Annotated in this window: 13 protein-coding genes and 1 rRNA gene; 1 reads left to right on the top strand and 13 read right to left on the bottom strand. The window is 70.3% G+C overall.

The features are described 5' to 3' along the window. Positions 1 to 106: 106 nt before the first annotated feature. Positions 107 to 790 (top strand): hypothetical protein, encoded by a 684-nt coding sequence (locus IG04_RS0109595; RefSeq protein WP_030476212.1) that lies wholly within the window; start codon positions 107 to 109, stop codon positions 788 to 790. Here the strand turns inward: IG04_RS0109595 and IG04_RS0109590 are convergent. The 13 genes from IG04_RS0109590 to rrf all read right to left on the bottom strand — a co-directional run. After that, on the bottom strand, positions 787 to 1725 hold the full coding sequence (locus IG04_RS0109590) for a copper transporter (protein WP_030476211.1): 939 nt from the start codon (positions 1723 to 1725) through the stop codon (positions 787 to 789). The genes IG04_RS0109595 and IG04_RS0109590 overlap by 4 nt on opposite strands. After that, positions 1722 to 2906: a putative cytokinetic ring protein SteA gene (gene steA / locus IG04_RS0109585; protein WP_030476210.1), complete on the bottom strand. Its 1185-nt coding sequence runs from the start codon at positions 2904 to 2906 to the stop codon at positions 1722 to 1724. The genes IG04_RS0109590 and steA overlap by 4 nt, the downstream gene beginning before the upstream one ends. Positions 2907 to 2968: 62 nt before the next feature. Next, on the bottom strand, positions 2969 to 3409 hold the full coding sequence (locus IG04_RS0109580) for a hypothetical protein (RefSeq protein ID WP_084401790.1): 441 nt from the start codon (positions 3407 to 3409) through the stop codon (positions 2969 to 2971). Further along, the gene (locus IG04_RS0109575) at positions 3406 to 3837 is read right to left on the bottom strand and encodes a hypothetical protein (protein WP_030476208.1); all 432 of its coding nucleotides are present in this window, start codon (positions 3835 to 3837) and stop codon (positions 3406 to 3408) included. Before IG04_RS0109575 ends, IG04_RS0109580 begins: the two co-directional genes overlap by 4 nt. Continuing rightward, entirely contained in the window at positions 3834 to 4445 is a 612-nt protein-coding gene (locus IG04_RS0109570; RefSeq protein ID WP_144065509.1) for a hypothetical protein, read from the bottom strand. The genes IG04_RS0109575 and IG04_RS0109570 overlap by 4 nt, the downstream gene beginning before the upstream one ends. After that, a complete protein-coding gene (locus IG04_RS0109565; protein WP_144065508.1) occupies positions 4438 to 5037 on the bottom strand; it encodes a hypothetical protein in 600 nt (199 codons plus the stop codon). Before IG04_RS0109565 ends, IG04_RS0109570 begins: the two co-directional genes overlap by 8 nt. A 56-nt stretch (positions 5038 to 5093) precedes the next feature. Next, a complete protein-coding gene (gene recN / locus IG04_RS0109560; protein WP_036014234.1) occupies positions 5094 to 6875 on the bottom strand; it encodes a DNA repair protein RecN in 1782 nt (593 codons plus the stop codon). Positions 6876 to 6955: 80 nt separating this feature from the next. Next, positions 6956 to 7846 (bottom strand): NAD kinase, encoded by an 891-nt coding sequence (locus IG04_RS0109555; protein ID WP_030476204.1) that lies wholly within the window; start codon positions 7844 to 7846, stop codon positions 6956 to 6958. Continuing rightward, the gene (locus tag IG04_RS0109550; RefSeq protein WP_030476203.1) at positions 7843 to 8655 is read right to left on the bottom strand and encodes a TlyA family RNA methyltransferase; all 813 of its coding nucleotides are present in this window, start codon (positions 8653 to 8655) and stop codon (positions 7843 to 7845) included. Before IG04_RS0109550 ends, IG04_RS0109555 begins: the two co-directional genes overlap by 4 nt. Before the next feature lie 6 nt (positions 8656 to 8661). Then, entirely contained in the window at positions 8662 to 8829 is a 168-nt protein-coding gene (locus IG04_RS47130; protein ID WP_169745989.1) for a hypothetical protein, read from the bottom strand. A 5-nt stretch (positions 8830 to 8834) separates the two neighbouring features. Next, on the bottom strand, positions 8835 to 9629 hold the full coding sequence (locus IG04_RS0109540) for an HAD-IIA family hydrolase (protein ID WP_030476202.1): 795 nt from the start codon (positions 9627 to 9629) through the stop codon (positions 8835 to 8837). Next, on the bottom strand, positions 9626 to 12241 hold the full coding sequence (locus IG04_RS48040; RefSeq protein ID WP_157512895.1) for a hypothetical protein: 2616 nt from the start codon (positions 12239 to 12241) through the stop codon (positions 9626 to 9628). The genes IG04_RS0109540 and IG04_RS48040 overlap by 4 nt, the downstream gene beginning before the upstream one ends. Before the next feature lie 92 nt (positions 12242 to 12333). Then, positions 12334 to 12430 (bottom strand): 5S ribosomal RNA (gene rrf / locus IG04_RS43840); the annotation flags it as partial.

The raw sequence follows: 12430 nt of genomic DNA, 5'->3' as shown, positions 1-12430 counted from the left end.
GTCACTCAGCGCACCACGACCCGGCAGATCACATCACCCGATCGGCGCAGCGAGGGGTTTTGCCGAACCTCCCACGGCAAGGGCCGGCATCAGGAAAAGTTGTCACGTGACCTTCGACGTGGCAGGGGAAGCCGCAAGAGCCGTGCGCGAACGCTCAGGGGCGTGGCGTTTCATCGAGGGTTTCGCGGCCGCGTGGGCCGAGCCGATCGAACCGCAGGACGGCTGGAACCGGGCCGATCTCGCCGCCGCCGAGGAACAGCTGCTCGTCCGGCTGCCCGAGGCGGTGAAGGAGGCGCTGTCGCTGTTCGGCAAGCGCCCCGACCTGACCAGCAACCAGGACCGCCTGCTCACGCCGTCCGAACTGCGCGTGGACGACGAGGTCCTGGTGTTCCGCGCCGAGAACCAGTGGGTCGCGGCCTGGGGAACGACGCTGGACGGCGACGACCCCGAGGTGATGATCAAGCTCGACCTCGTCGACAGGACCGAGGAGCGCTGGGACACCTGGCTGCCGCGGTTCTCGCTCGCGTGCGTGGAGATGGTGCTCTCCGAGTCGCTGTTCCGCGACGGGGCCGGAACAGCGGACAGGGAGACATCCGAGGCGGACGTCTCCCTGCTCGAGGACCACTTCGCCCTGCTGCCGCTGCACAGTCCCGGCACCCGCTGGTTCGTCGCGGACGACCTGGTCGTGCGCGAGGACGACCGCCAGTGGCTGTGGGCCCGCGCCCGCACACCGGACGCCTTCGAGCAGCTGCTGAAGATCCTTCCGGGCGACTGGACGACCGACTACTAGCCCGCCGTCCCCGGTGAGGACGCCTCCGCGTTGCCCGCGACGCCGTAACGGCCGGAGCGGCCCTCCAGCTGTTCGCTCAACGCCATCACCACGACGACCTGGCCCGCCGGGGTGTCGGAGTTGTCCACCGTGGACAGGATCGACGTCGCGGCGGTGTCCGCGCGGACCACGCCGATCGCACCCGTGCCGTTCGCCGAACCGTTCGCGCCCGCCAGCACGACACCCGCGCCGGCCCGGTCGAGCTGGGTGGCGAAGCGCGCGACGGTCGAGGCGCGGTCCGCGGCCGAGTCACCGATCGCGGCACCGCCGGTCAGCACGATCGCGAGCTGCGCAGGCTTCATCCCCGAGGTGGCCTTCACGAACCCGGCGTTGGTCAGCCCGGCGAGCGCGGACGCCGTCTCGTCGGCCGTGGCCTGCGGCTGGTTGTTGGACGGGTTGAGCAGCAGCAGCGCTCCGAACAGGCCACCGGCGCGTGTGCCGGGGTCCGCGGCCGTGGGCAGCTGCGAGCCGGCGGGCTGCAGCCGTGCCACGAGATCGCGCAGCTGGTCGCCGCGGGACGGGTCGGTGAACGCGTCGGTCAGCTGGATCTCGCCGGTGACGGTGGCGCTCGCGGACTTGAGCAGCCCGGTCAGCGCGTCCCGGTCGGACGGACGGGCGTCCGCCGTCGTGACGATGACGACCGTGCGTTCGGCGAGGCGGTCCTTGACCGCGAGCGGGCCGACGGACGCGGCGAACTTGTCCGCCTCGGTCAGCTTGGCGTTCAACGCGTTGCGGTCGTTCTGCAGGTCGTTCACCTGCTGTGCCAACGAGTTCTTCTCGTCGCTCAGCCCGGAGAGCAGCCTTCCGCTGATCGCGGTCGACCCCAGCACGACACCGACCGCCAGCGCGAGGAACACCGCGGTGATCGAAACTATGTGGTAGCGCAGCGTGATCACGAGAAGAACCCCTTGAACCAGTTGACGACGGATTGCCAGCCGTCGACCACGATGTCGACGTAGACGTGACCGACACCGGACACCGCGAGGGCCGCAGCCATGGCGACGATCGCCGCGGTCACCAGCAGGACGATCACGCCCAGCGAGACCCGGCTGCGGTGCAGGGTCGCGACGGCCTCCCCGTCGACGAGCTTGCTGCCGAGCTTCAACCGGGTGAGGAACGTGGAGGGGTTGGAACCGGAGTGCCCGCGGTCGAGGAACTCGCGCAGCGTCGCGCGCAGCCCCACCGTGACGACCAGGGACGCCCCGTGCGCCTCGGCGAGCAGCAACGCGAGATCCTCGGCGTTGCCCGACGCGGGGAACGTCACCGCGCCGATGCCGAGGTCCTGGATCCGCTGCAGGCCGGGCGCGTGACCGTCGGTCTGCGCGGGCACGACCACCTCGGAGGCCGCGCGCAGTGACGCCGTGCCGATGCCGTCCGGGTCGCCGACGATGATGTCCGGCTTGAGCCCGGCGTCGATCAGCGTGTCCGCGCCCGAGTCGACGCCGATCAGCACCGGCCGGTACTCGCGGATGTACTTGCGGAGCTTGCGCAGCTCCTCGGCGTGCGACGGCCCGCCGGCGACGACGAGCACCTGCCGGTCGCGCATCGGCACGTACACCTCGGGTACGCCGACGCCGTCGAGAACGAGCGCGCGTTCCCGGCGCAGGAACTCGATGGTGTTCGCGGAGAACGCCTCGAGTTGCGCCGACATGCCGGCCTTCGCCTCGATCATCGCGTCGGCGATGCTTTCGGCGTTCTGCTCGATCCCCTTGGCGAGCTCGCGTTCCCCGGCGTACACGACACCTTCGTGCAGCCGGATCTTGACGCCTTCCTTGATCTCCCGCAGCGCGACCGCGCCGACGTTGTCGATCAGCGGAATGCCGGCCTCGATCAGCAGTTCCGGGCCGAGGTTGGGAAACCGTCCGGAAATGGACGGTGACGCGTTCACGACGCCGACGACCTCGGCCGCGACGAGCGCTTCGACGGTCCGCCGGTCGATGTCGACCAGGTCCATCACCGCGATGTCACCGGCGCTGACGCGCCGAACCAGGTCGCTCGCGCGCCGATCAACCCGCGCGACGCCGGTGACTCCGGGAAGTTCGTGGTTGGTGCGGCTCAGCAGCCCGGAAAGCTTCATGAGCCGATAGTGGCTCACGGTGCGCACGCGACAGGTGAGGCACGCCGGACAATTCCGGCTGGTCAGTCGTCGGGGTGAACTACTACGGCTCCAAACGCGAGAACCACTGCACTTATGAGCACCCAAATACCGTTGCCGAACCCGGCTTCCAGCGCCGGATCGATGGCGATGTTGCCCTCCTTGTGAAAGCTGATCGCGTTCAGCAAATACACGAACAACATTCCGGTGACGCCCGCGAGCGCGGCCGCTCCGGCAAAGGCGGCCTTTCGCCATCGCATCCCGGCCAGCACGGCGGCGGCCGCCACCACGATCGGGATGGCGAACAACGGACCGTGCTCGTCCTGCGTGCCACCGAACCGCGTGCTCCACCCCGTGGTGACGTACGCGGTCTGCGGCTGCCCGGGGGCAAGGCTGATCAACAGTTCCGAGAACGGCAGGAACGTGGCCGCGACCGCGGCCGCGGCGGCAAGTCCGAACAGGACGACGCCCACGACCTTCCTCACATCGCCTCCCGTTGCACCGCAACGGCTCCGGCCAGCGCGACCAGTGTCCCCACCGCGAGGAACACCAGCCCGAACCCGACCGCGAAGTCGCCCTGCTGCTCGACCGCGTGCCCGCGCTCGGACACCACGAGCGCCCCGATCACGCCCACGGCGCCGAGCTGCCCGGCCGCTCCCGCCAGCGCCGCCCGGCTGATCCAGACCCCGGCAACGAGCAACGCGGCGGTGACCACGACGGGCACCCCGTACCAGGGCGAAAGCTCTCCCGCGGGCCAGTCTCCGGGCTTGTTGAGGATCTCCGTCCCCCACGCCCGGACCACGACCTCGACCCCGCCGGCGTAGGCGGTCGAGTACCACGGCAACACCATCGCCGTGGCGGTCAGCACCACTCCCGCCGCGATCAACGCGATCGCCGTAGGTCTGCCGATCACCGAGCCTCCCGCTGCTCGTCGTCGTGCGGAATGGCGAGGCCGAAGGGCGGAGTGTCGTCGTCGCTGTCGAGCTGGTGCACGACCACTTCCTCCCCCTCGTCGTCGTCCTCCGCCACCGGCTCGGGACTCCGCCGCTGGACGAGCACCGCACCGACGAGCGCGGCTACGGCCGCGACCATCAACAGGTAGAAGCCACCGTTGTAGAGCAGCTCGTCCTTGCCGGCACCGGACTGCGGCTGTGCGTTGATGCCCCGCTCCAGTTCCCAGACCTGAACCACGTAGAGGAGCACGACCCCGGCCAGCAGCCCGGCCCCGCCCATGGCCAGCGGCCGCCCGACGAACGCGGTCCGCTCGCGCACCACGAACACCACGGCGACGGCCATCACGACCGCCGACACCACCACCGGCCACCCGGCGGCGAAGAGAGCGGACTGACCGGCGACCCCCTCCTGCGGAGCCGACCTGATGGCCCACAGGGTCCAGGTGACCGTCAGGTCGGACCCGAATCCCTTGTAGACCGTGCTGAAGACGTCCTGGAGCGACGCCACGACCGACAGCACCGCCCCCAGCGCCAGCAGCACCCATGCGGTCTTGCGACTATCAATCACTCTTGGGCTCCACGATCACCGGATATCCGTACGGCGGTGTGTCGGTGTCGTCCGCCTCGTCGTCGATCTGGTGGACGACCACCCCGTCACCGTCGGGTTCCGCCTGGTCCGCCCGAGGCAACTCCTGATGCAGCACGGCGGACACCACGGCCACCCCGGCTGCCACGATCAGCAGGGTGACCCCTTCGCCCTGCTCCACCTCGATGGGCACGGGTGAGTCGATCTCTCCCAGCCCTTTCAGCAACCCCTGGATCCGGGAGACGGCGGCCCACGCCACCCCGGCCAGCAGCCCGGCCCCGAGCAGCGACCCGACCCGCAGTGCCGGAATCCGGAACGCCAGCACGGCCGCCAGCGCCATGATGAGCGCGGCCCCCACCGCGGGCTCCCCGAACTCGAGGGGTTCAAGCAACAACACTTCACGGAAGTCGTCCCGCTCGACCACCCAGGAGGTGGCCTCGAAGCGCAACGTCTGACCTCTGACCACGACCTGCACGGAGTACGCGGACAGGAACGTGGCCGCCACGGCCAGTCCGGCCGCGACGACCACCAGCACCGCCCCGAGCACCCGGCGCGTGGTCAAAGTTCCCGTCACTCCCCCATCATGCCGAACCCGGCCGGGAACAGCGGGAGGAGAAGCGACCGGGACGGTCAGGCCTTTTTCTTCTTCCGGCGGACCACGGGAGCAGCGGACTTGTCCGCCTTGGCCGCGGCCAGCAGCTCCTCGGCGTGGGCCCGGCCGGTGTCGGTCGAGTCCATGCCGGCCAGCATCCGGGCGAGTTCGACGACCCGCTGCGTCTCGTCCAGCCTCCGCACCGCGGACCGCGTGAACGTCCCGTCTGCGGACTTGTCCACCACGAGGTGCCGATCGGCGAACGCGGCCACCTGCGGCAGGTGCGTCACCACGATCACCTGGTGCGACCGGGCGAGCCGGGCCAGCCGGCGGCCGACCTCGACCGCGGCCCGTCCGCCCACACCGGCGTCGACCTCGTCGAACACCAGTGTCGGCACCGGATCCGAGTGCGACAGCACCACTTCCAGCGCCAGCATCACCCGGGAGAGCTCACCGCCGGAAGCACCCTTGTGCACCGGCAGGGCGGGCGCCCCGGGGTGCGAGATCAGCCGCAGCTCGACATCGTCCACGCCGGACGTGCCGGCGTGCAGGATCGAGCGTCCGACGGACAACGCCTGCGCGTCCCCCGCCTCGGCGTGCCGGGGCCGGACGGCCAGCTCGACCGAGGCGTGCGGCATGGCGAGCCCGTCGAGTTCCTCAGTGACGGCCTTGCCCAGCTCCAGAGCGGCCTCGACGCGAGCGGCCGTCACCTGGCCGGCGAGCGTCGCCAGTTCCGCGGCCAGCTCGTCGCGACGGGCGGCCAGGCCGGTCAACGCCTCTTCGGACGTGTCCAGCCCGCCCAGCCTGGTGCGCGCGTCCTCGGCCCAGGCGATCACACCGTCGACGTCGGCGGCGTACTTGCGGGTCAGCGCCTTGAGGTCGGCCTGCCGCTGCAGCACGCTCTCGAGCCGGCCGGGGTCGGCCTCCAGATGGTCCAGGTAGCCGGAGATCTCGGCACCGACGTCGGCCAGCAACGTCGCCGCCTCGACCAGCCGCGGCTCCATCTCCCGCAGCTTCGGATCCTCCGACGCCGACAGCTTGCGGGCGGCTTCGGAGATCAGCCCGAGCGCACCGGGGTTGTCCGGGTCGCCCTCCAGCGAACCGGACACCGCGAACTGCGCGCCCTGGGCGGCCTCGCGGAGCTGGTCGGCGTCCGCGAGCCGCCGCGCCTCGTCGTGGAGTTCGGCGTCCTCGCCCAGCTTCGGGGCGACGGCGTCGATCTCGGTCAGGCCGTGCCGCAGCAGGTCGGCCTCGCGGGCCAGTTCGCGGGAGCGCTCGGTGCGTTCCTTCAGCTCCGCCGAGACACGCAGCCACTCTTCGCGAACGGCCTGGTAGGCGCGCAAAGGCGAGCTCACGTCGTCGCCGGCGAAGCGGTCCAGCACACCGCGCTGCTCGGTCGGCCGCATGAGCCGAAGCTGGTCGTTCTGCCCGTGGACGGCGATGAGCTGCTCGGCCAGTTCGGACAGGACGCCGACCGGCACGGAGCGGCCACCGACGTGGGCTCGCGAGCGGCCGTCGGCGCCGACGGTGCGGATCGCGATCAGCGACCCGTCCTCGTCGGCCTCGCCGCCGACCTCCTCCGCCACCTTCGCGGCAGGGCTGCCCGCCGGAGCCTGGAAGCGGCCTTCGACCACCGCTTTGTCAGCCCCGGTGCGCACCCGCGAAGCCTCTGCCCGGCCACCGCCGAGCAGGTGCAACCCGGTCACGACCATGGTCTTGCCCGCGCCCGTCTCACCGGTCACCACGGTGAATCCGGGGTCTAGTTCAAGGGTGGCCTCGTCGATCACGCCAAGGCCATTGATGCGCATCTCGGCCAGCACAGGGCGAACCTTACTTGTCGAGTCCGACATTTCCTCGCGGGCACCATAACGGGCAAGTGCCGACGCACCGAGCGGCGCTGTCAGCCTGCCGATGGTCCCCGCCATCCCTTCACCGGCAGGGCGAACTTCTCGACCAGCCGGTCCGTGAACGGTGCCTGGCGCAGCCGCACGACCTTGAGAGGCACCTCGCCTTCCACGATCTCGATCCGCGCGCCCGCGGGCAGCTCGAACGTGCGCCGCCCGTCCGCGGACAGCGCCGCCGGGTGGCCCGACGGGTCGATCTCGAACGCCACGTGCGACTTCGGCGAGACGACCAGCGGCCGCGAGAACAGCGCGTGCGCGTTGCTCGGCACCACCAGGATCGCCTGCACGTCCGGCCACACGACCGGACCTCCCGCGGAGAACGCGTAGGCCGTCGAGCCCGTCGGCGTCGCACAGATCACGCCGTCGCAGCCGAAGGCCGACACCGGGCGGCCGTCGACCTCGACCACGACGTCGAGGATGCGTTCGCGGATCAGCTTCTCGACGGTGATCTCGTTGAGCGCCCAGGTCTTCGCGACCACGTCGCCGTTGACCTTCGCGACGAGGTCGAGCGTCATGCGCTCTTCCACGAAGTAGTCGCGCTCCAGCACGTGGCCGACGGCCTCGTGCAACGCGTCCGAGTCGGCCTCCGCGAGGAACCCGACGCGGCCCAGGTTGACGCCCAGCACCGGCACCCGCGCCGGGCGGGCGAGTTCGGCGCCGCGCAGCAGCGTGCCGTCACCGCCCAGCACCAGCACCAGTTCGGTGCCCTCGGCCGCGTGGTCGTCGGCGGGCACGACCTTGGTGCAGCACGACGGGCCGAGGTCACGCGCCTCGTCGTCGAGCACCCTCGTCGTGACGCCCCCGACCGCGAGCCGGCCGGCCACCTGACGGGCGAGATCGATGTTGCTCTGGTGCCCGGTGTGGACGACCAGCAGGACTTCCCTCATTGGGGCCCTTCTTCGACGGCGGTGCGCACCATCTGTGCAACAGCGTCCGATCCTTCCGGGAGCGGATCCGCTTTGCGCAGCCAGAGGAAGTACTCGACGTTGCCGGACGGTCCGGGCAGCGGGCTCGCGACGACCCCGTGCACGGCCAGACCCAGTCCGGTCGCCGCCCTGGTCACGTCGAGTACGGCTTCGACCCGGAGTTCGGGGTCGCGCACGACGCCACCGGAGCCGAGGCGCTCCTTGCCCACCTCGAACTGCGGCTTGACCATGGGCAGCAGGTCGCCTTCCTCGTCGAGGCACGCGGCCAGTGCGGGAAGCACAAGCCTCAACGAGATAAACGAAAGATCGGCTACCACGAGTTCAACATTGCCGCCGATGTCCTCGGGCGTGAGGGTGCGGACGTTGGTCTTGTCCTTCACCACGACCCGGTCGTCGGTCTGCAGCTTCCAGTCGAGCAGACCCCTGCCGACGTCGGCCGCGACGACCTGCCGTGCGCCTTTGCGCAGCAGCACGTCGGTGAAACCGCCAGTGGATGCGCCCGCGTCGAGACAACGCTTGCCGGTGGGGTCGATCTTGAAGCCCTCGAGCGCGCCGATGAGCTTGTGCGCGCCGCGCGACGCCCAGTTCGGGTCGTTGCCGATGTCCTTGACGACGACCGCGTCGGAGGTCTCGACGGCGGTCGCGGGCTTCGTCGCGACGGTGCCGCGCACCTTCACGCGACCGTCCGCGACGAGTTGGCTGGCGTGCTCACGGGACCGGGCAAGCCCCCTGCGCACGAGTTCGGCGTCGAGCCGCACCCTGCGAGGCACTGTGCATCACACCTTGTCGATGCTCGACAGTGCGTCGGTGAGCGTCGCATGCACTGCGTCGAACCGGGCAACATGCTCGTCGAGGGGAACGTTCTCGAGCCCGTCGAGCCGCTCCAGCGCGCCGTCGATGGCGTCAGCCGGGTTGGGCGGCGGTCCGGGCAGGGGGTAGCTCACTCGTCTTACGGTAGCCGATGGAGTACCGACAGGTCCGCGCCGACATACGTGGGCTTTTGCTCATCCGGAAGCGCTTGCGCCTCTTGTTCGGTGGATACACCCGTGAGGACGAGCAAGGAGTCCATTCCGGCGTTCACGGCGCCCAGGATGTCCGTGTCGAGGCGGTCGCCGATCACCAGCGGGCGGTTCGCGCCGAGGTCCTTCGCCGCCTGCTGCAGCAGCGGGGTGGCGGGCTTGCCGGCGACGAGCGGCTCCTGGCCGGTCGCCGTCTTCAGCGCCGCGACGAGGCTGCCGTTGCCGGGCAGCAGACCGCGTTCGGTGGGCAGGGTGGCGTCGACGTTGCACGCCACCCACAGCGCGCCGGCGCGGATGGCGACCGCGGCCTCGGCCAGCTGACGCCAGCCGAGGTCCATGGACAGCCCCTGCAGGACCGCCACCGCGCCGTCGGCGGTGTCGGTCGGGATGAGTCCGCGCTTGAGCACCTCGGCCTCCAGGGCCTTGGTGCCGAGCACGAGCACAGTGGATCGCTTCGGCAGGCGTTCGGCCAGCATGGCCGCGCCCGCCTGCGAGGAGGTGCTCACCTCGTCGATGCTCGTCTCGAACCCGAGCTCGACGAGGTGATCAGCGACCATCTGCGGTGAGCGGGAGGCGTTGTTGGTGACGTACCGGATCCCGACGCCCTTGCTTCTGGCCGCAGCGATTGCTTCGGCTGCGCCCGGCACGGCCTGGGATCCTCGGTAGACGGTGCCGTCGAGATCGATCAGCAACGCGTCGTACCTGTCGACCAACGTCTCGCTCACTGCTCCGGGGTCTCCTCCTGGGTCAGCTCGAACGCGCGCTCGGCGGCGTCCGTCTCCCCCTCGTCGTCAGCCTCGGCGGCGTTGAGGAACCATTTGACGGCTTCCTCGATACGACCGGCCGCGGCCAGGTTGTCGGCGTAAGCGTAGAAGAGCCGCGCGGAGTAGGGATTGCGCTGCCCCGGATCAAGGTCGGGCCCCTGCAACGCCACGACGGCGGCGTCGAGCTGGCCCATGTCACGACGAGCGGCGGCCGCGACGATGCGCAGCTCGATCTCGTCCTCCTGGCTGAGGTCCTTGACCGCCGGGTCCTTGGCGAGGTCGATGGCCCGCTCCGGCCGGCCCAGGGCCCGCTCGCAGTCCGCCATGATCGCCAGGTGGCCCGGGCCGGTCATCATCCGGCGGGCGGCCCGCAGCTCGCTGAGAGCCTCGGCCCACTCGTCCGCGAAGTAGGCCGTCAGACCGGCCGCCTCGCGCACGACACCGACACGAGCAGCCTTGCTCCGCGCGTACCGCGCGTGCTCCAGCGCCAGCTCGGGGTCCTCGTCGATGAGCAGCCCGGCCGCGGCCAGGTGCTTGCCGATGATCTCCGCGAGGCCCTTGGGCAGGCTGCGCAGCTCGAGCTTGATCTCCGGGTCGAGCAGCGACAGGTCGGCCTCGTCCGGCAGCGGGGGCCGTCCGCCACGGGGCGCGGGCGCCTCGTCGCGCGGCTCGTCGCCGCCGGCCTCACTGCTGACCTCGGCCGCGACGACGTCACCCTCGGCAGGCGACTCGTCGGTCTCGGTCTTCGCCACCTCGTCCGTGTCGCCTTCAGCGGCGACCTCGGCCTCGGCGACGGTCTCAGCTGCCGTCTCACGACCGGCTGCGGCACGCGTGGCCGCGGCGCCGTCGCCCAGGCGGTAACCGGCGCGCTCGGCGGCCGGGGTCACCTCGGCGGCGACCGGCGCGTCCTGGCCGGCGGCCTTGACGTCGGTGCCGTCCTGGCCGGTGGTCTCCGGGTCGGTCTGACGATCCTGGAACCGCGCCGCACGCTCACGGCTGCGCTCGTCCTTACGACGGTCGTCGCGCACCGGAGCGGAACGCTCGTCCTTGCGGTTGTTCGAGTCGTCCTTGCGGTAGCCGCCGCGATCGCTCGACTCGCTCTTGCGGTAACCACCGCGGTCGTTCGAGTCGCTCTTGCGGTAACCACCGCGGTCGCTGGAACGGTCGCTCGAACGGTCGCTGGAACCGCGGTAACCACCACGGTCACTCGACTCGCTCTTACGGTAACCGCCACGGTCGCTCGAACCCTGGCCGCGGGAGCCGCCCCGGTCACCGGAGTCGCTCTTGCGGAACCCACCGCGGTCGCTGGAGCCGCTGGAGCCGCCACGGTCGCTCGAACGGTCGCCGCGATAGCCACCGCGGTCGCCCGAGTCGTCCTTGCGGTAAGCGGGACGGTCGCTCGAACGGTCGCTGGAACCGCGGTAACCACCACGGTCACTGGACTCGCTCTTGCGGTAACCACCGCGATCGCCCGAGTCGTCCTTGCGGTACGCGGGACGGTCGCTCGAACGGTCGCTGGAACCGCGGTAACCACCACGATCGCTCGACTCGCTCTTACGGAAGCCGCCACGGTCGCTGGAACCCTGGCCGCGGTAGCCACCGCGATCGCCGGAGTCGTCCTTACGGAAGCCGGGACGGTCACTGGAGCCCCGGTAGCCACCACGGTCACTCGACTCGCTCTTGCGGAACCCACCGCGGTCGCCCGAGCCGCTGCGCTCACCGGAGCGGAAGCCGCCACGGTCGCCGGACTCACTCTTGCGGTAACCACCACGGTCGCCCGAGTCGTCCTTGCGGAAGCCGCCACGGTCGCTGGAACCCTGGCCTCGGTAACCGCCACGGTCGCCGGAGTCGCTCTTGCGGAAGCCGCCACGGTCGCTCGAGCCAGTGCGCTCACCGGAGCGGAAGCCGCCACGGTCGCCGGACTCACTCTTGCGGTAACCACCACGGTCGCCCGAGTCGTCCTTGCGGTAGGCAGGACGGTCGCTGGAACCGCGGTAACCGCCACGGTCGCCGGAGTCGTCCTTGCGGAAGCCGGGCCGGTCACTGGAGCCCCGGTAGCCACCACGGTCGCTCGACTCGCTCTTGCGGTAACCGCCACGGTCGCTCGAACCCTGGCCGCCGCGGGAACCGCCGCGATCGCCTGAGTCGTCCTTACGGAAGGCAGGGCGGTCGCTGCGGAAACCGCTGCGCTCGCTGGAACCCTGACCGCGATAGCCGCCCCGGTCACCCGAGTCGCTCTTGCGGTAGCCACCACGATCGCTGGAGCCGCTGGAGCTGCCACGGTCGCTTGAACCCTGGCCGCGGTAACCACCGCGGTCGCCGGAGTCGTCCTTGCGGTAAGCGGGACGGTCGCTGGAACCGCGGTAACCACCACGGTCACTGGAGCCGGCGCGGTTGTCTCGACGGTCACCGCTGTTGGTGCGGTCGCCGGAGCCTTCACCGCGCTGGGAGTTGTTGTTGCTGCTGTTGCTGCTGAACTTGCGATCGCCTGATGGACGGCCACCGTCGGAATGGCGCGGTCGGTCTCCCTGGCCACGCTGACGGTCGCCGGGACGATCCCCGAACCTAGACACCAAATCCTCCTACTATGGACACGCTGAAAGGGGCCTGTGAGCAAAGCACTGTAATTGTGCCCCGCGATCACAAGCCCCTTCAGGGAAGTAAAGTTCGGCGGCGACCTACTCTCCCACACCGTAACCAGTGCAGTACCATCGGCGCAGAAGGGCTTAACTACCGGGTTCGGAATGGGACCGGGTGTTTCC

The organism is Lentzea albidocapillata (genome assembly GCF_000719115.1).
Taxonomy (GTDB): domain Bacteria; phylum Actinomycetota; class Actinomycetes; order Mycobacteriales; family Pseudonocardiaceae; genus Lentzea; species Lentzea albidocapillata.
This window is presented reverse-complemented; position numbering and strand designations above follow the sequence as displayed.